General features: G+C 59.7%; 19 protein-coding genes. 16 read left to right on the top strand and 3 right to left on the bottom strand.

Annotated features, from left to right (window positions below; translation table 11 throughout):
• The first annotated feature begins 79 nt into the window (after nt 1-79).
• The 9 genes from PCPL58_RS07825 (at nt 80) to PCPL58_RS07785 (ending at nt 11,966) form a co-directional block, all read left to right on the top strand.
• Nucleotides 80-436 (top strand): DUF5064 family protein, encoded by a 357-nt coding sequence (locus PCPL58_RS07825; protein ID WP_003433598.1) that lies wholly within the window; start codon nt 80-82, stop codon nt 434-436.
• Nucleotides 437-626: 190 nt separating this feature from the next.
• A complete protein-coding gene (locus PCPL58_RS07820) occupies nt 627-2,135 on the top strand; it encodes a sigma-54-dependent transcriptional regulator (protein ID WP_060708966.1) in 1,509 nt (502 codons plus the stop codon).
• Nucleotides 2,136-2,305: 170 nt separating this feature from the next.
• On the top strand, nt 2,306-4,036 hold the full coding sequence (locus PCPL58_RS07815) for a PAS domain-containing sensor histidine kinase (RefSeq protein WP_058397460.1): 1,731 nt from the start codon (nt 2,306-2,308) through the stop codon (nt 4,034-4,036).
• Nucleotides 4,021-4,410, top strand: a complete 390-nt coding sequence (locus PCPL58_RS07810; protein ID WP_003365327.1) for a response regulator — start codon at nt 4,021-4,023, stop codon at nt 4,408-4,410. Before PCPL58_RS07815 ends, PCPL58_RS07810 begins: the two co-directional genes overlap by 16 nt.
• A 9-nt stretch (nt 4,411-4,419) precedes the next feature.
• Nucleotides 4,420-6,549, top strand: coding sequence for a putative bifunctional diguanylate cyclase/phosphodiesterase (locus tag PCPL58_RS07805; RefSeq protein WP_003433601.1), 2,130 nt, complete (start codon nt 4,420-4,422; stop codon nt 6,547-6,549).
• A 328-nt stretch (nt 6,550-6,877) separates the two neighbouring features.
• Complete coding sequence (gcvH, locus tag PCPL58_RS07800; RefSeq protein WP_044309187.1) at nt 6,878-7,261, top strand: glycine cleavage system protein GcvH; 384 nt, start codon at nt 6,878-6,880, stop codon at nt 7,259-7,261.
• Nucleotides 7,262-7,271: 10 nt separating this feature from the next.
• Complete coding sequence (gcvP, locus tag PCPL58_RS07795; protein WP_065349174.1) at nt 7,272-10,136, top strand: aminomethyl-transferring glycine dehydrogenase; 2,865 nt, start codon at nt 7,272-7,274, stop codon at nt 10,134-10,136.
• A gap of 81 nt (nt 10,137-10,217) precedes the next feature.
• Entirely contained in the window at nt 10,218-11,342 is a 1,125-nt protein-coding gene (gcvT, locus tag PCPL58_RS07790) for a glycine cleavage system aminomethyltransferase GcvT (protein WP_065349173.1), read from the top strand.
• A gap of 411 nt (nt 11,343-11,753) precedes the next feature.
• Nucleotides 11,754-11,966, top strand: a complete 213-nt coding sequence (locus tag PCPL58_RS07785; protein WP_003365337.1) for a cold-shock protein — start codon at nt 11,754-11,756, stop codon at nt 11,964-11,966.
• A 141-nt stretch (nt 11,967-12,107) separates the two neighbouring features.
• On the opposite strand, the gene lptG is transcribed toward PCPL58_RS07785, so the two are convergent.
• Together lptG and lptF are read right to left on the bottom strand one after the other, a co-directional pair.
• On the bottom strand, nt 12,108-13,169 hold the full coding sequence (gene lptG / locus PCPL58_RS07780) for an LPS export ABC transporter permease LptG (protein WP_003433604.1): 1,062 nt from the start codon (nt 13,167-13,169) through the stop codon (nt 12,108-12,110).
• On the bottom strand, nt 13,156-14,283 hold the full coding sequence (gene lptF / locus PCPL58_RS07775) for an LPS export ABC transporter permease LptF (protein ID WP_003316899.1): 1,128 nt from the start codon (nt 14,281-14,283) through the stop codon (nt 13,156-13,158). Before lptF ends, lptG begins: the two co-directional genes overlap by 14 nt.
• Nucleotides 14,284-14,602: 319 nt before the next feature.
• On the opposite strand from lptF, the gene PCPL58_RS07770 reads away from it, so the two are divergent.
• The 5 genes from PCPL58_RS07770 (at nt 14,603) to rlmF (ending at nt 21,200) form a co-directional block, all read left to right on the top strand.
• Nucleotides 14,603-16,093 (top strand): leucyl aminopeptidase, encoded by a 1,491-nt coding sequence (locus tag PCPL58_RS07770; protein ID WP_003365340.1) that lies wholly within the window; start codon nt 14,603-14,605, stop codon nt 16,091-16,093.
• A gap of 57 nt (nt 16,094-16,150) precedes the next feature.
• Nucleotides 16,151-16,579 (top strand): DNA polymerase III subunit chi, encoded by a 429-nt coding sequence (locus PCPL58_RS07765; RefSeq protein ID WP_002552284.1) that lies wholly within the window; start codon nt 16,151-16,153, stop codon nt 16,577-16,579.
• A 7-nt stretch (nt 16,580-16,586) separates the two neighbouring features.
• Entirely contained in the window at nt 16,587-17,021 is a 435-nt protein-coding gene (locus tag PCPL58_RS07760) for a hypothetical protein (protein ID WP_003433605.1), read from the top strand.
• Between the two features lie 188 nt (nt 17,022-17,209).
• Nucleotides 17,210-20,056 (top strand): valine--tRNA ligase, encoded by a 2,847-nt coding sequence (locus tag PCPL58_RS07755; protein ID WP_065349172.1) that lies wholly within the window; start codon nt 17,210-17,212, stop codon nt 20,054-20,056.
• A 157-nt stretch (nt 20,057-20,213) separates the two neighbouring features.
• Nucleotides 20,214-21,200: a 23S rRNA (adenine(1618)-N(6))-methyltransferase RlmF gene (gene rlmF / locus PCPL58_RS07750; protein WP_065349171.1), complete on the top strand. Its 987-nt coding sequence runs from the start codon at nt 20,214-20,216 to the stop codon at nt 21,198-21,200.
• A gap of 601 nt (nt 21,201-21,801) precedes the next feature.
• Here rlmF and PCPL58_RS07745 read toward each other — a convergent pair.
• Nucleotides 21,802-22,083, bottom strand: coding sequence for an HU family DNA-binding protein (locus PCPL58_RS07745; protein ID WP_002552279.1), 282 nt, complete (start codon nt 22,081-22,083; stop codon nt 21,802-21,804).
• A 393-nt stretch (nt 22,084-22,476) separates the two neighbouring features.
• Here PCPL58_RS07745 and yejK point away from each other — a divergent pair, with 393 nt between their 5' ends.
• Nucleotides 22,477-23,478, top strand: coding sequence for a nucleoid-associated protein YejK (gene yejK, locus PCPL58_RS07740; RefSeq protein WP_003365349.1), 1,002 nt, complete (start codon nt 22,477-22,479; stop codon nt 23,476-23,478).
• A 5-nt stretch (nt 23,479-23,483) separates the two neighbouring features.
• Nucleotides 23,484-23,834 carry a glutaredoxin family protein gene (locus PCPL58_RS07735; RefSeq protein WP_054984368.1) on the top strand — a complete coding sequence of 117 codons (351 nt, stop codon included), beginning with the start codon at nt 23,484-23,486 and terminating at the stop codon, nt 23,832-23,834.
• Nucleotides 23,835-23,839 lie beyond the last annotated feature (5 nt).

Below are 23,839 nucleotides of genomic sequence, written 5' to 3'. Positions count from 1 at the left end.
GGTACTCTGCGCAAGGCTGAACCGTCCGCTCGCGAGGGGTGTCTGACTGAGCACACCCACCACTTGATGGAGTCACTTCATGTACGAGCCAGGCCATCTGCACCTCACCCACGTGGCGCTTCAACCGTCGGATATCAGCTATGACATCCACTTGCGCTACAACGTGGAGGAAGATCCCAAGCAAGGCACGTCCATGCACTTCACCATGCAGGGCGCAATCAACGGCAAGTCGTTCGAAGAGCAATTCCAGCTGCCCCGTGACCTCGCCTTCAACTTCGCCCACGACGCGAGTCGCATCGCAATAAGACACGGCTTGCCCAACTCGGCCGCACTGCCCATCGCCCAGCACAAGGACTACGACCGAATGTTCGCGGACATTCGCGACAAACTCCACGCCAAGTCAGGTGACCCGGTGAAGCCGGAGCATCTGGAGTAAGCCAGCGCTGTCGAGGCCCGTAGAACGCCAGCGGGCAATAGCGGGAAGAATGAGGCACCGGAGAACACCATCGTGCCCACGCTTGAGCGTGAGCAGCGATAGGTGTGTGCAAGTCCACAAGCGGATTTCACCAAACCTGCCGCCACAAGGCATACTTGCCGCCTTCTCATTCGCGAACCGTCATCGCCCCATGCGCATCCATGTCAGCTTCATCGACCGCGTCGGTATCACCCAGGAAGTGCTGGCGATTCTGGGTGGACGCAATCTGAATCTGGACGCAGTGGAGATGGTGCCGCCCAATGTGTACATCGATGCGCCGACGCTCAGCCATCAGATGCTCGAAGAGCTCAAGGACGCGCTGTTTCGGGTCCGAGGTGTGGAAGCGATCACTGTGGTCGATATCCTCCCGGGGCAGCGTCGCCACCTGCAACTGGACGCGTTGCTCGCCGCCATGACTGACCCGGTGCTGGCTCTGGACAGCGCCGGGCACGTGCTGCTGGCCAACCCGGCACTCATCGCGCTGATTGGCCGGGAGCCCGCGGGTGAATCCATCGGTGAGCTGTTCAGCGACCCCAGTCTGCATGTCGCCCTGCTGGAAAACGGCTTTCGTCTACCGCTGCGCGAGATCAACCTGAATGGTGAAGCCCTGCTGCTGGACGCCACGCCGATTACCGAAGCCGGCGCGCTGATTACCCTGTACCTGCCCAGCCGAATCGGCGAACGCCTGTCGGCATTGCACCATGATCACGCCGAAGGTTTCGACGCCTTGCTTGGCGACTCAGCCGCCATTCGCACCCTCAAGGCAAGGGCGCAACGGGTGGCGGCGCTGGATGCACCGCTGCTGATTCAGGGTGAAACCGGCACCGGCAAAGAGTTGGTTGCCCGCGCCTGTCACGCCAGCAGCGCCCGCCACGGCGAGCCGTTCCTGGCTCTGAACTGCGCAGCGCTGCCGGAAAACCTCGCTGAAAGCGAACTGTTCGGCTATGCCCCGGGTGCCTTTACCGGGGCCCAGCGTGGCGGTAAACCGGGGCTGATGGAACTGGCCAACCAAGGCACCGTATTCCTCGATGAAATCGGCGAAATGTCACCCTATCTGCAAGCCAAATTGCTGCGTTTTCTCAACGATGGCAGCTTCCGCCGCGTCGGTGGCGATCGGGAAGTAAGGGTCAATGTGCGCATTCTCAGCGCCACCCACCGCGATCTGGAAAAAATGGTCAGCGAAGGCACCTTCCGTGAAGACCTGTTCTACCGCCTCAACGTCCTCAATCTGGAGGTTCCGCCGTTGCGCGAGCGCGGTCAGGACATTCTGTTACTGGCCCGATACTTCATGGAACAGGCGTGCGCACAGATTCAGCGTCCGGTCTGCAGGCTTGCACCCGGCACCTACCCTGCCCTGCTCGGCAACCGCTGGCCAGGCAACGTGCGGCAATTGCAAAACGTGATTTTTCGCGCGGCCGCCATTTGCGAACACACTCAAGTGGATATAGGCGACCTGGATATCGCCGGCACCGCCGTGGCGCGTCAGAACGACAGCTCGATCGACAGTCTCGAACATGCCGTCGAAACCTTTGAGCGGAATCTGCTGGAAAAGCTTTATGCGGACTACCCTTCCACCCGCCAACTGGCCAATCGCCTGCATACCTCGCACACCGCAATCGCTCATCGCCTGCGAAAATATGGAATTCCCGACAAGCGTTAGTCGATTAGCGTCATTTATCGAAAATATATTCCGAGAAGTTTCATTTAATAACTAATCTGCCGATAACGATCTGGTATTGTCCATGAACCTCTTATCATCCATTTGAATGGATGTCCGTAGTGTGATTACGGCCGTAATGGCATAAAGGTCAGGTAGTACCGGGAAGTCATATGCCAACCTCGCCAGTGGACCGCCCGCTCGTCGATGCTCAGTCTCGCGCTGAAAAAATCGTCGAATCCCGCCGCCAGAAAATCCTCCTCAAGACTGGTGCACTGCAGGATGCCATTTTCAACAGCGCCTATTTCTCCAGCATCGCAACAGACGAACACGGCGTTATCCAGATATTCAATGTCGGCGCCGAACGCATGCTCGGTTATCACTCCGAGGACGTTGTCGACAAAATCACACCTGCCGACATCTCCGACCCCGCCGAGCTCATCATCCGCGCAGCAGCCCTCAGCCATGAACTCAACACGCCCATCACACCGGGCTTCGAGGCTCTGGTATTCAAGGCTTCGCGTGGCATCGAAGACATCTACGAACTCACCTACATCCGCAAGGATGGCAGCCGCCTGTCGGCCATGGTCTCGGTCACATCGCTGCGCGACAGCGCCGAAACCATCATCGGTTATCTGCTGATCGGCACCGACAACACTGCGCGCAAACAGGAAGAAGAAGCTCAGGCATTACTGGATCAGCGCTTGCGGGACCAACAGTTCTATACCCGCTCGCTGATCGAATCGAACATCGATGCGCTGATGATGACCGACCCGCAAGGCATCATTTCCGACGTCAACAAGCAGATGATGGCGCTGACCGGACGCACTCGCGACGAATTGATCGGTGCGCCCTGCAAAAACTTCTTCACCGACCCGGCGAGTGCCGATGCCGCGATCAAGCGCGTGCTCAGCGAGCACAAGGTCAGTGACTACGAACTTACCGTGCGGGCCTATGACGGCACTGAAACCGTGGTGTCCTACAACGCTGCCACCTTTCACGACCGTGACCGCAAGCTCAAGGGTGTCTTCGCCGCAGCCCGCGACGTGACCGAGCGCAAGCGTTTCGAGCGAACACTGGAAGAAAAGAATATCGAGCTGGAACACGCCAGCCACATGAAGTCCGAGTTTCTTGCCACCATGTCGCACGAACTGCGCACGCCGCTGAACGCCGTGATCGGTTTTTCCGAGGCACTCAGGGACGGCATGGTCGGCGACATGACCGATGCCCAGCGACGCTACATAGGCGATATCTTCAATAGCGGCCAGCATCTGTTGTCACTGATCAATGACATCCTCGACCTGTCCAAGGTCGAGGCCGGCATGATGACGCTGGAGCTCGAATCGGTGGATCTGGACGAACTGCTCGGCAACAGCCTGCTGATCGTTCGCGAGCAAGCCGCACTGCAACATATCCAGCTGAAGCTGGAAACAGAGGCCGACTTCGGCGTGCTTGAGCTCGACCGGCGCAAGACCAAACAGATCGTCTACAACCTGCTGGCCAACGCCGTGAAATTCAGCGAGCCCGGTGGCTGGGTGACACTGGCGGTGCGTCTGGTGCCGCTTGCTCAGGCAGGCCTTATCGACGGTGACTGGCCGACCTACGGATTTGCGCTTCCCTCCAGCGACTGTGAGCAGTTTCTGGAACTGAGTGTCAGCGACACCGGAATCGGCATCGCCCAAAGTGACATGAGCAAGCTGTTCAAGGCGTTCAGCCAGATCGACAGCGGCCTGGCACGCAAATTCGAAGGCACCGGACTGGGCCTGGCGATGGTCAAGCAGCTCGCCGAACTTCACGGCGGCTGCGTCGCAGTGGCCAGCGTGAAAGACCTCGGCGCACGCTTCGTTGTGTGGCTGCCCATCCGCTCACCTGAATCAGCGGAGGCACGATGGCCCAGATCCTGATCATTGAAGACAACGCGGCGAATATGCGTCTGGCAGAGCTGTTGCTGACCAGCGCCGGGCACGCTGTGCTGTCGGCCGTCGATGCCGAAAGCGGCCTGAAACTGGCTCGCGAGCGCCAGCCCGACCTGATCCTGATGGACATCCATCTGCCGGAAATGGACGGCCTGACCGCCACGTCGCTATTGAAGAAAGACGCCGGCACAGCCGCGATCCCGGTGATCGCACTGACCGCGATGGCCATGAAGGAAGACAAGGAGAAGATCCGCCTGGCGGGCTGCAACGCTTATGTTATCAAGCCGTTGCGCTACAAGGAGTTGTACCGGGTCATCGACACCCTGCTGGAAAAAAATCTGCCTCAACAGTCCATTACCTGAGCATTCGATATGACCCAGAGCGCCGCGACCATCCTGATTATCGATGACGACGTCCATGTCCGGGACCTGCTGGAGGTGCTCTTGCAGAACCAGGGTTATCGGACACTGACGGCGGAATCAGGCGAGCTGGCGCTGGCCATGGTCAAACAACAGGCACCCGACCTGATCCTGCTCGATATCATGATGCCGGGCATGGACGGCTATGAAGTCGCCACCCAGCTCAAGGCCGAAAAGGGCACCGCCAATATACCGATCATCATGCTCTCGGCTCTCGACGAGCAGAGTGCCCGCCTCTCGGGACTGGAGGCCGGGGCCGAGGAATACCTCAACAAGCCTGTGGACAGCGCCGAACTGTGGCTGCGTGTGCGTAATCTGCTGCGCCTCAAGTCCTTTGGCGACTACCTGAAAAGCCACAGCCTGATCCTCGAAGACCAATTGCAGCAGCGCACCATCGATCTCGAGCGCTTTCGCACGGTGATGGACGCTTCCGAAGACGCGATTTTCCTGATCAACCGCAACACCATGAGCCTGATCGAATTCAACCGCCGCGCCTGCCAGTTGCTCGGCTACACCGCTGAGGAACTGTCACACAAGACGCCTGCCGAACTGGGCGAAACGTCCATGGAGCAGCTTGAGGTCGTGTACGACCAGATCATTGCCGGCAAAGGCCCCAGCGAGCCACTGGAAACCCAGATTCGCGACAAGAGTGGCCGGGATGTCGAAGTCGAAATCCATCGCCAGGCGTACCGCACCGGCGAGGACTGGGTCATCGTCGGCATCGTGCGCGACATCACCCGGCGCAAGGAAAGCGACCAACGCCTGCTGACCATGGCCCACTACGACACGCTGACCGGCCTGCCCAACCGGGACCTGTTTTTTACCAGCCTGCAAATGGGCATGACCCAGGCGGCCATCAGTCGCTGGAAGCTGGCGGCCCTGACGGTCAATATCGACGGTTTCAAGAACATCAACGAAACCTGGGGGCATGTGCTGGGCGATGAGGTGCTGCTGGAAGTCAGCCGCCGACTGTCGAACTGCCTGAATGCCAGCGACACCCTTGGCCGCGTGGACGGCGATCAGTTCGCCCTGATTCTGATGCTTCGTCCCGGCCAGGCGGATACCCGGCAAACGCTCGAGCGCATCCGCAACGCATTGCGAGCGCCCTTCCACATAGAAGGCCAGAGCCTGGTCATGACCGCCAGCATCGGTATTGCGCTGTACCCGGAGGACGGCGAAGACTCACGCGAGCTGATCAGACACGCCTACACCGCCATGAACAGCGCCCGAAAAATCGGCCCGGACAACTACCGGTTCTATACGCCGCAGATGAACGCCGATGTTTCGGCACGCCTGGACCTTGAGGCTGCCCTGCGCGAAGCCGTGCGTAATCAGTCCTTCGAAATCGTCTACCAACCCAAGCTGGACCTGAACAACGACCGCATATGCGGGCTTGAGGCGCTGTTGCGCTGGCCACGCCCAGGCCATCCAGGCGTTTCGCCCGCTGTATTCGTTCCTGTGCTGGAAAGCCTCGGCCTGATCGGTGAAGTCGGCAACTGGGTGGTCGACAGCGTCTGCGCGCAGATCGCGCGCTGGCAACGCTCCGGGCTGGGATTGTTTCAGGTAGCGGTCAACATTTCGGGGCAACAGATTTCCAGCAGCAGCCTGGTTGCCGACATTCGTCAGGCCCTCGAAAAACACAATGTTGCGCCGCAGTGGCTTGAGGTCGAACTGACAGAAAGTTCGCTGATGGAAAATACCACGCACACCATCGCCACCCTGGGAGCGCTGCGGGCCAATCGCGTGAGTATTTCCATCGATGACTTCGGCACCGGCTATTCAAGCCTGGCGTACCTGCGCCGCTTTCCTATAGACAAGCTTAAAATCGACATCGCATTCATTCGTGAAGTGACCAGCAATCCACAGGACGCCGCCATTGCCAGAGCCATCATCGAGCTGGCTCACAGCCTCGACCTGCAGGTGATCGCCGAGGGTGTGGAAACCCCGGAGCAACTGGCGTTCCTGAGGGAAAACCACTGCGATCAAATCCAGGGTTATCTGATCAGCAAGCCGCTGCCGCTTGAAGAGCTCGAAACGTTTTTGTGCTCACCGGAAAAGAAAGCCGCGTCAGGTAAAGGGTGACGCGCGACTGATGCGTCCGGCCTGCTTGAGAACGATGACCACTGCGGGATGGATGCACTCACTGCAACCCACTCGTAACGAAAACGATCCACTGTAACGATTTCACTCCAAAACACTTCATTCCGTGCGTATCAAGGCCTTGATCAATCAGGTATTTTCAAATACCTGACGACTGTAGCGTTTTCGCTACACCCAAGATCTACAGGCTCAGTTAAAAAAAATACAACCCTTTGATTTAATTAAAAAAACAAAACATGGCCGCTAAATTGCTAAGTCATAGCTCATATTGCTTGCGTCCTGCGCGAGCCCTGTTCTCCTAGGAGTTTGTATGAGCGATTTGCGATTCACCGTTGACCATGAATGGCTGCGTGCCGAAACCGACGGCAGCGTAACGGTCGGCATTACGCCCTACGCGCAGGAATCGCTGGGCGATGTGGTCTTCGTGCAGCTCCCCGAATTACAGGCCTACACTCAACACGCTGAAGTGTCAGTGGTGGAATCGGTGAAAGCGGCCAGCAGCATCAACATGCCGCTGGACGGTGAAGTCGTCGAGGTCAATTCCGCCCTCGACGCCACACCGGAGCTGGTCAATGAAGATGCCCTCGGTGCGGGCTGGTTCTTCCGCTTCGTTCCACAAGATGCCAACGCCATTCACGGCCTGCTGGATCAGGACGCCTACGACCGCCTGATCAAAGCCAACGCCGAAGCCTGAGGAGCACGCCATGACTGACCGTATTGAACTGACCACTGCCAACGAATTCATCGCCCGTCACATTGGCCCCCGGGCGGCCGACGAGCAGGCCATGCTGCAAACACTGGGTTTCGATTCAATTGATGCGCTGAGCGAAAGCGTCATTCCGGAAAGCATCAAGGGCACCAGCGTTTTGAACCTGCCTGCCGGGCAGAGCGAAGCTGATGCGCTGGCCTCCATCAAGGCCATCGCCAGCAAGAATCAGCTGTTCAAGACCTACATCGGCCAGGGTTACTACAACACCCACACGCCAGCACCGATCCTGCGCAACCTGCTGGAAAACCCGGCCTGGTACACCGCCTACACGCCCTATCAGCCAGAAATTTCCCAAGGCCGCCTGGAGTCACTGCTCAATTTCCAGACACTGATCAGCGACCTCACCGGCCTGCCGATTGCCAACGCCTCTCTGCTCGACGAAGCCACCGCGGCCGCCGAGGCAATGACCTTTTGCAAACGCTTGAGCAAAAACAAGGCTAGCCAACAGTTTTTCGCGTCCAGCCACTGCCACCCGCAGACCCTCGACGTGCTGCGTACCCGCGCCGAGCCGCTGGGCATCACCGTGGTCGTAGCCGACGAGCACGAGCTGGGCGATGTCAGCGATTACTTCGGCGCGCTGCTGCAATACCCGGCCAGCAATGGTGACGTATTCGATTACCGCGAGCTGGTCGAGCGCTTCCACGCGGCCAATGCACTGGTCGCCGTGGCTGCCGACCTGCTGGCCCTCACCCTGCTGACCCCGCCAGGCGAATTCGGCGCTGACGTGGCAATCGGGAGCGCGCAACGCTTCGGCGTGCCGCTGGGCTTCGGAGGCCCGCATGCGGCCTACTTCTCGACCCGCGATGCCTTCAAACGTGACATGCCCGGCCGTCTGGTCGGCGTGTCGGTAGATCGTCACGGCAAGCAGGCCCTGCGTCTGGCCATGCAGACCCGCGAACAGCATATTCGTCGCGAGAAGGCCACCAGCAACATCTGCACCGCGCAGGTGCTGCTGGCCAACATCGCCAGCATGTACGCGGTCTATCATGGTCCGCGCGGCCTGACACAGATCGCCAATCGCGTTCACCACCTGACCGCAATTCTGGCTGAAGGCCTGAGCAGCCTGGGCCTGAAGGCCGAGCAGGCATTTTTCTTCGACAGCCTGACCCTGCACACCGGCGGCAGAACCGCTGCACTGCATGCCGCCGCACGCGCCAGGCACATCAACCTGCGCGAAATCGATGACCAGCGTCTGGGTCTGTCGCTGGACGAAACCACCTCGCAGTCGGCCGTTGAAACCCTGTGGGCAATCTTCGCCAGCGAAGGCCAGAGCCTGCCGGACTTCGCCGCATTGGCAGACAGCGTGCAATCGCGTCTGCCGGCCGGGCTGTTGCGTCAGTCAGCGATCCTCAGCCACCCGGTGTTCAACCGCTATCACTCGGAAACCGAGCTGATGCGCTACCTGCGCAAACTGGCCGACAAGGACCTGGCGCTGGATCGCACCATGATTCCGCTGGGCTCGTGCACCATGAAGCTCAACGCTGCCAGCGAAATGATCCCGGTGACCTGGGCCGAGTTCGGCAACCTGCACCCGTTTGCTCCGGCCGAGCAAAGCGCCGGTTACCAGCAACTGACCGACGAACTGGAGGCCATGCTCTGTGCGGCCACCGGTTATGACGCGATCTCGCTGCAGCCGAACGCTGGTTCACAGGGTGAATACGCCGGACTGCTGGCGATCCGCGCCTATCACCAGAGCCGTGGCGATGAACATCGCGACATCTGCCTGATCCCGTCCTCGGCGCACGGTACCAACCCGGCGACTGCCAACATGGCGGGTATGCGCGTCGTAGTGACTGCTTGTGATGCGCGCGGCAACGTCGACATCGAGGACCTGCGCGCCAAGGCCATTCAGCATCGTGACCAGCTTGCGGCAATCATGATCACTTACCCGTCGACCCACGGCGTGTTCGAAGAAGGCATTCGCGAAATCTGTGGCATCGTTCATGACAACGGTGGCCAGGTCTACATCGATGGCGCAAACATGAACGCCATGGTCGGCCTGTGCGCTCCGGGCAAATTCGGCGGCGATGTATCGCACCTCAACCTGCACAAGACATTCTGCATCCCCCACGGCGGTGGCGGCCCGGGCGTTGGCCCGATCGGCGTCAAATCCCATCTCGCCCCGTTCATGCCCGGCCATGCACGCATGGAGCGCAAGGAAGGCGCGGTCTGCGCAGCACCGTTCGGCAGCGCCAGCATTCTGCCCATTACCTGGATGTACATCCGCATGATGGGCGGTGACGGCCTCAAACGCGCTTCGCAACTGGCGATTCTCAACGCCAACTACATCTCGCGCCGCCTGGAGGAGCATTACCCAGTGCTCTACACCGGCAGCAATGGTCTGGTCGCCCACGAGTGCATTCTCGACCTGCGCCCGATCAAGGACAGCAGCGGCATCAGCGTTGATGACGTGGCCAAGCGTCTGATCGATTTCGGCTTCCATGCCCCGACCATGTCGTTCCCGGTTGCCGGGACGCTGATGATCGAGCCGACCGAGAGTGAATCCAGAGAAGAACTGGACCGCTTCTGCGATGCCATGATCAAGATCCGCGAAGAAATCCGCGCAGTTGAAAACGGCACTCTGGACAAGGATGACAACCCGCTGAAAAACGCGCCGCATACCGCTGTGGAAATCGTCGGCCAGTGGAGCCATCCTTACAGCCGCGAACAGGCGGTGTACCCGGTCGATTCGTTGATTGAGAACAAGTACTGGCCTCCGGTCGGTCGTGTCGACAACGTCTTCGGCGACCGCAACCTGGTCTGCGCCTGCCCGTCCATCGAGAACTATCAGGAAGCGTGACAGCCCCCGCCCGGCATTGCCTGATCGCGCTGCGCGCACAGGCCGTGCCATTGGCACGGCCCGCTCAACAAGGAATCGAACATGTCCACAGAATCACTGCTGACCACTCCCCTGCACGCCCTGCACCGCGAACTCGGCGCGAAGATGGTGCCCTTCGCCGGTTACGACATGCCTGTTCAATACCCGGCTGGCGTAATGAAAGAGCACCTGCACACCCGCGCACAGGCCGGTCTGTTCGATGTCTCGCACATGGGCCAGATTCGCCTCACCGGTACGGACGCGGCCAAGGCACTCGAAGCCCTGGTGCCGGTGGACATCATTGACCTGCCGGTCGGCATGCAGCGTTACGCGATGTTCACCGACGAGAACGGCGGCATTCTCGATGACCTGATGGTGGCCAATCTTGGCAACGACCAGTTGATGCTGGTGGTCAACGCGGCCTGCAAGGATCAGGATCTGGCGCACCTGTGCAAGCACCTGGCCGGGCATTGCAAGATCGAACCACTGTTCGAAGAACGCGCCCTGCTCGCGCTGCAAGGGCCGGCCGCGGTGACCGTACTGGCACGCCTCGCTCCGGAAGTTGCCAAAATGACCTTCATGCAGTTCGCTAGCGTCACGCTGCTCGGCGTCAAATGCTATGTCAGTCGCTCGGGCTATACCGGTGAAGACGGCTATGAAATTTCAGTGCCTGCCGAACAGGCTGAAGCCTTGGCACGCCGCCTCCTGAATGAGCCGGAAGTGGCACCGATCGGTCTGGGCGCACGTGATTCGCTGCGACTGGAAGCCGGTCTGTGCCTGTACGGCCATGATATGGACACACACACCTCGCCGATCGAGGCCAGTCTGTTGTGGGCCATTTCCAAAGTGCGTCGCGCCGACGGTGCGCGTGCAGGCGGCTTTCCGGGCGCCGAGCGAATCTTTGCCCAGCAACAGAACGGCGTCAGCAAGAAGCGAGTCGGCCTGCTCCCCCAGGAGCGCACACCCGTGCGTGAAGGTACCGAGATCGTCGATGAACAGGGCGCTGTTATCGGTACCGTATGCAGCGGCGGTTTTGGGCCGTCGCTGACCGGGCCGCTGGCCATGGGTTATCTGCATAACGATTACACGGCGCTGAATACACCTGTCTGGGCAATGGTGCGCGGCAAGAGAGTCCCCATGCTCGTCGCAAAAATGCCTTTTGTTGCGCAATGTTACTTCCGCAGTTAAATAGCGGCGTCAAAAAAACAGCAACACTTCGGTGTTGCTGAAGCGCTGTTCCCCAGCAGTGTTTCGTCAGTATTTCGAACACGTGAACAGCCTGTCATATATGCAAAAAATGCACCTATAAAGTGCAAAATGTTATGACGGATCAATCACCGTGCACGCGGCGCAAACACTGCGCATACAAGGCCAAAGCCCCGGAAACAGGGTGCCAAGCAAGGGGGTTGTATTTGTAACGGGACTTGGCGTAGAGTTTCCGAACTGTGTTTGCATGGGTCGCCGAATCTGGACCTGGGCAGTAGCTCTAGGTTTGCTACAACCCGTTCTACGTTTCTTACTTCCTGCAACCAGCCCCAGTGCTCTTTCATACGAAAGAGGCTGTAACCAATTCAAGTCAAGCGTCAAGGAAATAAGAAAATGGCTGAACGTCAGAGCGGTACCGTCAAGTGGTTCAACGACGAAAAAGGTTTTGGTTTTATCACTCCTGAGAGCGGGCCGGATCTGTTCGTACACTTCCGCGCCATTCAGGGTAACGGGTTCAAGAGCCTGAAAGAAGGTCAGAAAGTTACCTTCGTTGCGGTGCAGGGCCAGAAAGGCATGCAGGCTGACGAAGTTCAAGCCGAAGGCTGATAACGACGCACCCACGCAGATACAAGAAAGCCTCTGGCAGCGATGCCAGGGGCTTTTTTGCATGCGGGATTTGCAGGGCTCCGCAAGCGCCCATGAAAAAAGCCGACCCGAGGGTCGGCTTTTTTCAGTAAGGCGGATGTATTACCCGGCGCGGCGTAACAGAAGTACCCCGGCCAGCGCACAGGCGGCGGCAGGTAGCAGCACTGCCAGCAAAGGCGGGAAGCCGAACAGCAAGCTCGATGGACCGAGCAGGTCCTGAATGATACGGAAGGTAAAGCCGACCACCACACCGGTGAACACGCGCTGCCCCAGCGTAACCGAACGCAGCGGGCCGAAGATGAACGAGATCGCCATCAGCACCAATGCGACGGTCACCGCCGGTTGCAGGACCTTGGTCCAGAATGCCAGCCAGTAGCGGCCATTGCTCAAGCCCTGATCAGCCAGGTAATGCGCGTAGCTCCAGAGGCCGCTGATGGACAGCGACTCGGGCGGCATGATCACCGTGCTCAGCAGTTGTGGGCTCAGCGCCACGTCCCAACGCTCGACCGGGGTGTTGATGACCTTGGTGCTGCCGTCATTGAAGTGCGTGGTGGTGACGTCCTTCAATTCCCAGTAATCGGTTTTGAAGTTGGCCTCTTTAGCAAAGCTGGAGGTCAGCATGTGGCGCTGATCGTCGAAACGATAACGTGTCACACCGAGCATCAGGCCATTGGGCTGTACCGTGTTGATGTGGATGAACTCATCGCCCTGGCGGTGCCACAGACCATGACGGGCGCTCTGCGCATCACCTGAGCCCTGCGCCAGCGAGCGCGCGGCCTGAGCCTGGTTCTCGGCATAGGGAGCGACGTATTCGCCGACCAGCACGCCCGCGATCATCAGCAGCAGCATAGGCTTCATGACCGCCCAGACGATGCGCCCGATGGACACACCCGCCGCACGCATGATGGTCAGCTCGCTGCTGCTGGCCAGCGTACCCAGACCGATCAGGCAACCGATCAGGGCGGCCATCGGCAAGGTGTCGTAGACACGACGTGGCGCCGTCAGCATGACGTAGCTGAGGGCATCCGCCAGTGTGTAGGTGTCGCTGATATCGCCCATCTCGTCGATGAACGCGAACAGCGAGACCAGACCCAGAATGATGCCCAGAACCGCGAGAATCGCCAGCAGGACGCTTTTGCCAATGTATCGATCAAGCTTGACCACGAGTCACCTCCGTGACGCTGCGACGACTCGCCATCTTCAGACGCAGAGGCTCCCAATAGAACAGCAACAGGCCGATGGACAGGTAGATGGCATGCACCCACCACATCCCCAGACTGAGTGGCAGCTTGCCTTTCTCCAGCGAACTGCGCACCGAAATCAGAATGGCCAGGTACGACATATACAGCAGGATCGCCGGCAGCAGTTTCAGGTAACGGCCCTGACGCGGATTGACCCGTGACAGCGGAATGGCCATCAGTGTCACGATGAACACCGACAGCGGCAGCGAAATACGCCACTGCAACTCGGCCACGGAACGCGGTGCCGGGTTGCCGATCAGCTCGCTGGTCGGGATGGCTTCACGGTCGGTGATTTCTTCACTGATTTCCGGCTTGGGCAGCATCGCCCCGTAGGTGTCGTACTTGATCACGCGATAGTCGGCCGCCCCGGGATTGCCGTCATAGCGATAGCCGTTCTCGAGGATCAGGAAGCGACTGCCGTTGGGCCGTACCTCCTGGTGGCCCTTCTCCGCGACCAGCACGGTGATGCCGTTGTCCTTGCTCTTGTCGCTGGACATGCGCTTTTCAGAGATGAACACACCGGCCAGTTGCGAGCGGTCCTCCGACAGTTCCTTGGTGTAGGTGATACGCGTACCGTCGCGCAGCGCTTGAAAACGGCCCGGCACCAGCGTGTCGAACTCGGTCATGGCGTCCTGCTGATTGATCAGCAGCGAAAACTGCGTAGCGCCCTGCGGAGCCAGGCTGAAGCTCAGCCAGGCAACCAGCAGACCGACCAGCGTGGCCGGCCCCATGGTGATGGCCAGCAGACGCTGCTGACTCATGCCGGTGGCGGCCAGCACGGTCATCTCGCTTTCCAGGTACAGGCGTCCGTACGCCATGAGGATGCCGAGGAACAGGCCAAGGGGCAGAATGACCTGCAGAAAGCCCGGCAGGCGAAAACCCATGATCAGGAACAGTACGCCCGGATCGAGTGCACCGGATGCGGCCTGCGCCAGGTACTTGATGAAGCGTCCGCTCATGATGAAGACCAGCAGTACGGCGCTGACCGCACTCAAGGTAAGCAGCACTTCTCGGGACAGATAACGGAAGACAATCAAACCAGACACTCCAGAGTTGTCAGGCTCAGGCAGCCAAACAGGGAAAATTTGTGAGCCACGGCAACCAGAGCTTCACGCCGAAAAAAGGCGTGGGCCTCAAAAAATATGCGGCATTATCCTGTGATTGTGTGTTTCTGTCACTGCGCACCGGGGATAGTTCGCACATAGACGCCAGACAGGCAGCTCTGCGGGGTTGTCAGCAGTCGTGCAGCGGGGTCAAACTGCAAGGCTTAGCGCAGGCATCGCCCCTGAAAACACTCAGGCCATGCCGCGTACGACATTTATATTGCGACTCTCATCGTCTATTCGGGGACCCCACATGGAATTGGTTGTTAAAAGCGTAAGCCCAGAAACCTTGAAAACCGCAACGCTGGTGGTCACCGTCGGTGAAAGCCGTGTACTGGCCGGTGCGGCCAGAACGGTGGATATCCTCAGCGGCGGAGCCATTTCGCTGATCCTCAAGCGCGGCGATCTGGCCGGCAAGGTCGGCCAGAGCCTGCTGTTGCACAATCTGCCCAACATCAAGGCCGAACGCGTGCTGCTGGTGGGTACTGGCAAGGAAGACGAGCTCTCGGACCGTCAGTTGAAAAAACTCGTCGGCGCAGCGCTCACCTGCCTCAAGGGCCTGGGCGGTACCGATGCAGCGATCGCGCTCGATGACCTGGCGGTGAAAAACCGCGACACCTATGGCATGGCTCGTCTGCTGGTCGAAGCCCTGGCCGACGGTGAATACGTCTTCGACCGCTTCAAGAGCCAGAAGGCCGAAGTTCGCGCCCTGAAGAAAATCACCCTGCTGACCGACAAGGTCAAGGCGGCCGATGTCGAACGCGCGTCGACTCACGCTCAGGCAATCGCCACCGGCATGGCACTGACCCGCGACCTCGGCAATCTGCCGCCGAACATCTGCCATCCGACCTACCTGGGCGAAGAAGCCAAGGCGCTGGGCAAGGCACACAAGAACCTGAAAGTGGAAGTCCACGACGAGAAGAAACTGGCCGACCTGGGCATGGGTTCTTTCCTCGCGGTAGCACAGGGCAGCGCCCAGCCGCCGCGCCTCATCGTCATGAACTACCAGGGTGCCAAAAAAGGCGACCAGCCGTTCGTGCTGGTCGGTAAAGGCATCACCTTCGATACCGGCGGCATCAGCATCAAGCCTGCCTCGGGCATGGACGAGATGAAGTTCGACATGTGCGGCGCTGCCAGCGTGTTCGGCACCCTGCGTGCGGTGCTCGAATTGAAGCTGCCGATCAATCTGGTGTGCATTCTGGCCTGTGCCGAAAACATGCCGAGCGGCACCGCGACACGTCCGGGCGACATCGTCACGACCATGAGCGGCCAGACCGTCGAAATCCTCAACACCGACGCCGAAGGCCGTCTGGTGCTGTGCGATGCACTGACCTACGCCGAGCGTTTCAAGCCGCAGGCGGTCATCGATATCGCAACCCTGACCGGCGCCTGCGTCGTTGCACTGGGCGGCCACACCTCCGGCCTGCTGGGCAATAACGACGCACTGATCAATCAGTTGCTCGACGCGGGCAAACAGGCCGATGACCGTGCCTGGCAGTTGCCGTTGTTCGATGAGTACCAAGAGCAACTCGACAGCCCGTTCGCCGACATCGCCAACATCGGCGGCCCGAAAGGCGGCACCATCACCGCGGCCTGCTTCCTGTCGCGCTTCACCAAGGCCTACCACTGGGCTCACCTGGACATCGCCGGCACGGCATGGCTGAGCGGCGGCAAGGAAAAAGGCGCCACCGGGCGTCCGGTTCCGCTGCTGACCCAATACCTGCTCGACCGCGCCGGCGTATAAAAAGAGACCCTGGCGTATCGACTGCACAGTCGATACGCCTCCGGTTCTGGAACCCACATGACTCAAGTCGACTTCTACATCCTGCCCAGCGCCGATCCTGCGGCCCGCCTGGACTTTGCCTGCAAGCTGACGGAAAAGGCCTGGCGCCTGGGTCACAAGGTCTATCTGCATTGCAGCGATGCTGCGCAGCGTGAGGACCTCGATGCCCGGCTCTGGCGTTTCAGAGGTGAAGTGTTTCTACCCCATGGCGACGCCGAGAGCGATCACGATGCTGCCGTGGTACTGGGCCTGGGCGACGACTCGGGCGAACACAGTGACCTGCTGGTCAACCTCGACCTGAGCATTCCGGCCTTCTTCAAACGTTTCGCCCGCGTGGCCGAAGTCGTTGTCGAAGACCCCGCCATACGTCTTGCCGCACGCGAGAGTTTCCGTTCCTATCGCGAACAGGGCTATCCTCCGCAAGATCACCGACTGCAGCGCCTTTGAGGACACGATGGATACTTCAAAAAAAGCTGAATCCGCGCACTTGCTGAACGACCTCGAGTCGATCCGCCAACTGCTCGGCGATGACCCCGCACACTCCCCCGTGTCGAACGACACGGCTCGTCCCGAAGGCCAGATTCCCCTGTTGTTCGATGTCGTCGGCGCTCGCCCCGACGCGGCGTATCAACAGGACTTCGACGAAGACGACATCCCGACACTGACACCTGACGCCCATACAGCGCCCGCCCCGCAGGTGCAGCAGACAGCCCAGCCGCAAGCGCAGCCCAACCCTGATGCACTGTTACATCTGGACAGCGAGTTGCGCGCAGCCGCGCAATTGATCATGCAGGACGTGATCGACGACTTCGCCCCGCATATCGAAAACGAAATCAAGCGTCGGCTGGAGGCAAGGCTGGAGCGGCTATTGGCGCAGCAGCAGAAGTGAAGTTTCTGGCTCGGGACCTGCACCTCGGGTAACTGGCTGCGAGCGTATCAGAGCCGCCAGCCGACCCTCGGACCACTCGCCGCCTACTGACAGATCTGCCAGTTGTGGCCCGGCACTTATGGCTTGTCGCTGGCCGTCAGGTCTATACTTACCGGTTTCCGAATCAATGCCACAGGTTCCCGCCGCGCATGGACAAGACTTACCAGCCGCACGCCATCGAAACTTCCTGGTACCAGACCTGGGAGTCCGAGAACTACTTCGCTCCGCAAGGCGTGGGTGACTCGTACACCATCATGATCCCGCCGCCGAACGTCACCGGCAGCCTGCACATGGGCCACGGTTTCAATAACGCGATCATGGATGCACTGATCCGTTTCCGTCGCATGCAGGGCCGCAATACGCTGTGGCAACCGGGCACCGACCACGCCGGCATCGCCACGCAGATGCTGGTCGAGCGTCGTCTCGAAGCGCAAGGCGTAAGCCGTCATGAACTGGGCCGCGAGAAGTTTCTGGACAAGATCTGGGAATGGAAAGCCGAATCGGGCGGCAACATCAGCCGTCAGATCCGCCGCCTGGGCTCGTCCGTCGACTGGAGCCGCGAGCGCTTCACCATGGACGACGGCCTGTCCGAAGCGGTGAAGGAAGCCTTCGTGCGCCTGCATGAAGACGGCCTGATCTACCGTGGCAAGCGCCTCGTCAACTGGGACACCAAGCTGCACACCGCCATTTCCGACCTCGAAGTGGAGAACCATGACGAGAAAGGTCATCTGTGGAACCTGCGTTATCCGCTGGCTGACGGCGCAAAGACCGCCGAAGGTCTGGATTACCTGATCGTGGCCACCACTCGCCCGGAAACCATGCTCGGTGATGCCGCCGTCGCCGTGAACCCGCAGGACGAGCGCTACAAGGCGCTGATCGGCAAGTTCGTCGAATTGCCTCTGGTAGGCCGCCGCATCCCGATCATCGCGGATGATTACTGCGATCCCGAATTCGGCACCGGCTGCGTAAAAATCACCCCGGCCCACGATTTCAACGACTATGAAGTCGGCAAACGCCACAACCTGCCGCTGCTGAACATTTTCGACAAGAATGCCAACGTATTGCCCGCCGCTCAGGTGTTCAACCTCGATGGCACGCTGAACGAAAGCGTCGATGGCAGCCTGCCTGCCGCCTACTCCGGCCTGGACCGTTTTGAAGCGCGCAAGCAAATCGTTGCTGCGTTCGACGCCGCCGGCCTGCTGGTCAGCGTCGACGATCACGCCCTTAAGGTGCCGAAAGGCGACCGTTCCGGCACCATCATCGAGCCGTGGCTGACCGATCAGTGGTACGTCTCCACCAAGCCATTGGCCGAGCCTGCGATTGCTGCTGTCGAAGACGGCCGCATCGCGTTCGTGCCCAAGCAGTATGAAAACATGTACTTCTCGTGGATGCGCGACATCCAGGACTGGTGCATCAGCCGTCAGCTCTGGTGGGGCCACCGCATTCCGGCGTGGTACGACGAGTCCGGCAAGGTTTATGTCGGCCGCGACGAAGCCGAAGTCCGTGCCAAGAACGACCTTGGGCCGGAAATCGCGCTGCAGCAGGACAACGACGTGCTGGACACCTGGTTCAGCTCGGGCCTGTGGACCTTCTCCACGCTCGGCTGGCCGGAAAAGACCAAGGCACTGGAAACCTTCCACTCCACCGACGTGCTGGTCACCGGCTTCGACATCATTTTCTTCTGGGTCGCCCGGATGATCATGCTCACCATGCACCTGGTGAAGAACGAGGACGGTACGCCGCAAGTCCCGTTCAAGACCGTCTATGTGCATGGTCTGGTGCGCGACGGTCAGGGCCAGAAGATGTCCAAGTCCAAGGGCAACGTGCTTGACCCGCTGGACATCGTCGACGGTATCGACCTCGAAACGCTGGTAGAGAAACGCACCAGTGGTTTGATGCAGCCGCAACTGGCGAAAAAGATCGAGAAGCAGACCCGTCAGGAATTCGCCGAAGGCATCGCCAGCTATGGCACCGATGCCCTGCGTTTTACCTTCTGCTCACTGGCGTCCACCGGTCGCGACATCAAGTTCGACATGGGCCGCGTCGAAGGCTACCGCAACTTCTGCAACAAGATCTGGAACGCGGCGCGCTACGTACTGGACAAGGGCGAAGACTGCGGCCAGAACGGCGAAGCGGTCGAACTGTCGCTGGCTGATCGCTGGATCATCTCGCAGTTGCAACGCACCGAAGCCGAAGTGACCCGCCAACTGGATCAGTTCCGCTTCGACCTCGCTGCCCAGGCATTGTACGAGTTCATCTGGAATCAGTATTGCGACTGGTATCTGGAGCTGTCCAAGCCCGTGCTGTGGGACGAAACAGCGCCCGTCGAGCGTCAGCGCGGCACACGCCGTACGCTGGTCCGCGTTCTGGAAGTCGCGCTGCGTCTTGCGCACCCGTTCATGCCGTTCATCACCGAAGAAATCTGGCAGCGCCTCGCGCCGCTGGCCGGTGCGCAAGGCAAGACCATCATGCTGCAACCCTGGCCGGTGGCCAACGAAGCACGCATCGATCAGGCGGCCGAAGACGACATCGAATGGCTCAAGGGCCTGATGCTCGCCGTGCGTAACATCCGTGGCGAGATGAACATCGGTCCGGGCAAGCCGCTGCAACTGTTCCTCAAGAACGTCAGCGCCGAAGATCAGCGTCGTTTGAGCGAAAACGATTACCTGCTCAAGAAGCTCGCCAAGCTCGAATCCATGACCGTGCTGACCGAAGGCGCAGAAGCACCGCTGTCCGCCACCGCGCTGGTCGGTGACATGGAAGTACTGGTGCCGATGGCCGGGCTGATCGATAAAGGGGCCGAACTGGCGCGCCTGGACAAGGAAATCCAGCGTCTGCAAGGCGAAGTGCAACGCGTCGGCGGCAAGCTGTCCAACGCCGCCTTCGTCGACAAGGCACCGCCTGAAGTCATCGCCAAGGAACGCGCCAAGCTGACCGAAGCCGAACAGGCACTGGGCAAGCTGGCCGAGCAACACGCACGCATCGCCAGCCTGTAAGGTGGCCAGAAAAGCCAGCCCGATTATGGGCTGGCTTTTTGTTATCTGAACTTCTGTACTGACTTATTCGCGAGCAAGGCCTGTCACGCCGAAGGCGACACGTCGCTTGCTCGCGAATAAGCCAGGCAACTCAACCTCACGGCTGACAATCGAATCCATGACCGATACCCGCAAACCACCGCGCAAGAAGCCTCAGCGGCCAGCCAAACCTGCTGCGCCGCGTGAAAAGGCCACCTTGCACCCGCGCAATCGGCATCAGGGCCAGTACGACTTTGCGAAGCTGATTAAATCCAGCCCCGAACTGGCAGCCTTCGTGATCCTCAATCCTTACGGCAAGGAAAGCATCGACTTCGCCAATCCGCAGGCGGTACGGGTGTTCAACCGCGCGCTGCTCAAAGCGTTCTATGGCATTGCCCATTGGGACATTCCGGCCGATTACCTGTGCCCGCCGATTCCGGGGCGCGCGGACTACCTGCACTTCCTCGCCGACTTGCTTGGAGAGGACAATGAAGGCGTGATCCCACGCGGCGCATCCATCAAGGCGCTGGATATCGGCACCGGAGCCAATTGCATCTACCCGCTGCTGGGGCACAGCGACTATGGCTGGCATTTCGTGGGTTCGGACATCGACAGCACGGCCATCGCGGCGGCTACCACTATCATCAAAGCCAATGGCCTCAGCAAGGCCATCAGCGTGCGCCAGCAGGGCAATCGCAAGCAAATCCTGCTCGGGTTGCTCGACAGCAGCGAACGCTTCCACGTGAGCCTCTGCAACCCGCCCTTCCATGCTTCGCTGGAAGAAGCGCAGCGTGGCAGCCAACGAAAATGGCGCGCACTGGGCAAGGCGGATCCCAAGCGCAAGCTGCCGGTTCTCAACTTCGGCGGGCAATCTCAGGAGTTGTGGTGCGAAGGCGGCGAGATTGGCTTCGTGACCCAATTGATCCAGGAAAGCGCCACATTGCCGGGCCAGGTGGTGTGGTTCAGCACCCTGGTGTCCAAGGCATCCAACCTGCCGCCGATCCAGAGCGCCCTGAAAAAAGCCGGCGCGCTTGAAGTGAAGGTAGTCGAGATGGGCCAGGGCCAGAAACAAAGCCGCTTCGTGGCCTGGACCTTCCTTGACAAGGCACAACGCACACCCCACTGATAAGGCTATCGTGCCGCATCGACGATCGTGCGACGCCACGTCGGCAGGCCTTAATCTCGACTATCGTGCGACGCCGCGTCGGCAGGCCTTAATCTCGATTATCGTGCGACGCTCCGCGTCGCATGCCGTTCTGGACGCTCTGCGTCCTCTCTTGAGTATGCAGTGCAGCACAGATCTGTGACGCGGAGCGTCACGCAAGGCATTCCCACGCTGGAGCGTGAGGAACGATAATCTCAACTACCGTACGACGCTCCGCCGACATGCCTTAGCCACGACTATCGTGCGACGCTCCGCGTCGCATGCCGTTCTGGACGCTCTGCGTCCTCTCTTGAGTATGCAGTGCAGCACAGATCTGTGACGCGGAGCGTCACGCAAGGCATTCCCACGCTGGAGCGTGAGGAACGATAATCTCAACTACCGTACGACACTCCGCCGACATGCCTTAACCTCGACTATCGTGCGACGCTCCGCGTCGCATGCCGTTCTGGACGCTCTGCGTCCTCTCTTGAGTGTGCCGTGCAGCACAGATCTGTGATCAGACGCCCACAAAAAAGCCGTGCCCGGTTAACCGGTGCACGGCTTTTTCACAGCAAGCGGTTGCTTACTTGTTGATCGAGTCGGTCAGCACTTTGGCTGGAACGAACTTGATAACTTTCTTGGCAGCGATTTCGATGGCAGCGCCAGTCGAAGGGTTGCGGCCAGTGCGAGCCGGACGCTCTGCAACTTTCAGTTTGCCGATACCTGGCAAAGTGATTTCCACGCCGTTTTCCAATTGGTCGGCAACAATTTGGCCCAATTGCTCAAGAGCATTACGCGCGGTGGTTTTTGGCGCGTCGATAGCTTCAGCGATATCGGCGATCAATTGGTCTTTAGTAAGAGCCATGGTGGTGTTCCTTCCCTATCAAATTCATTTGGATTGCAGAGCGCAACGTCGGCCCGTGGCCAGGCAACGAACCTGGCCACCCGCTAGCAGCCACGATTAATCGCGAAAGTGTAGATACTGAAACCGGGTAATGGTTCGACCTACGTGTGCGCTAACTGCATGCTTGACGCGCTAAGTGCGCAAGACCGCGCAAAACTAGCACAGAGCCGGGCAAATATCCGCCTCTACCTATCCTTTTGGTCAGGTTTTAATGCTAATTGCACAAAAAACACCCAGCAAACACTCGCTGCAGGCGAAAACCAGCCTGCCCCGGGCCATCAGCCGCATGCGTGCGTTACACTGGGCACCTTGCAACGAGCCGCACGCTCTTCACCTTTTTCAGCCGAGAAGCCCATGCCGATCCGTCACTGCATCGTCCACCTGATCGAGAAGAAACCCGACGGTACGCCCGCTGTTCTCCATGCACGCGACTCCGAACTCGCTGAGTCCCAGGCCATCGAGAACATGCTGGCCGACCTCAACGAAAGCTATAACGCCAAACAGGGCAAGGCATGGGGCCTGTTCCATCCCGAGTCCGGCGCACATCCATTCAGTGGCTGGCTGAAGGAATACATCGACGGTGGCAGCGACTTCACGGCGTTCTCGCGGGTGTCGGTCGAGCACCTGCAAAAGCTCATGGAAGAATCCAATCTGTCAGTGGGTGGCCACGTGCTGTTTGCCCATTATCAGCAAGGCATGACCGACTACCTGGCCATCGCCCTGCTGCACCACAGCGAAGGCGTGGCAGTGAATGCCGAACTGGACGTGACCCCGTCACGACACCTGGACCTTGGCCAATTGCACCTCGCCGCCCGGATCAATATTTCCGAGTGGCAGAACAACAAACAGTCCAAGCAATACATCTCGTTCATCAAGGGCAAGAACGGCAAGAAGGTTTCCGAGTACTTCCGCGACTTCATCGGTTGCCAGGAAGGCGTGGATGGCCCCGGCGAAACCCGCACCCTGCTCAAGGCGTTCAGTGATTTCGTTGAAAGCGAAGACCTGCCGGAAGAATCGGCTCGCGAGAAGACCAAGACCCTGGTCGACTACGCCAGCAGTCAGAGCAAGATGGGCGAACCGATGGGCCTGGAAGAGCTGTCCGAGCTGATCGACGAAGATCGTCCGCGCGCGTTCTATGATCACATCCGCAACAAGGATTACGGCCTGTCCCCGGAAATACCGGCGGATAAGCGCACCCTCAACCAGTTCCGCCGCTTCACCGGCCGCGCCGAGGGGCTGTCGATCAGTTTTGAGGCCCACCTGTTGGGCGACAAGATCGAATACGACGAAACCGCCGGCACCCTGATCATCAAGGGGCTGCCGACGCAACTGACCGACCAGTTGAAGCGGCGGTAATCAACATGCTGCTGCGCACCCTGAAGAAGTTCGCCCTGATCATGCTGGTGGTGGTGATTTACCAGAATTGGGGCAGGATCGAGAATTTCGTCAACCCTCCCCCGGCAGACGTCGCGCAGCGCTACAGCCAGGCAAAAGTGGTGATGTACGCCACCGACTGGTGCGGCTACTGCAAGCAGACCCGGCGTTTTCTGGACAGCAAGGGGATTGCGTATCAGGAGTTCGACATCGAGAAGTCGGAAGAAGGCCGCAAGGCCTATGAAGCGCTGGGCGGCAGAGGCATCCCGCTGATCGACGTCAACGGCACGCTGATCAGGGGGTTTGACCCGGATCAGATACTGGCGGCGCTGAAGTAGCCTAC

Origin of the sequence: Pseudomonas cerasi (assembly GCF_900074915.1) — a bacterium.
In the GTDB taxonomy this organism is placed as follows: domain Bacteria; phylum Pseudomonadota; class Gammaproteobacteria; order Pseudomonadales; family Pseudomonadaceae; genus Aquipseudomonas; species Aquipseudomonas cerasi.
This window is presented reverse-complemented; position numbering and strand designations above follow the sequence as displayed.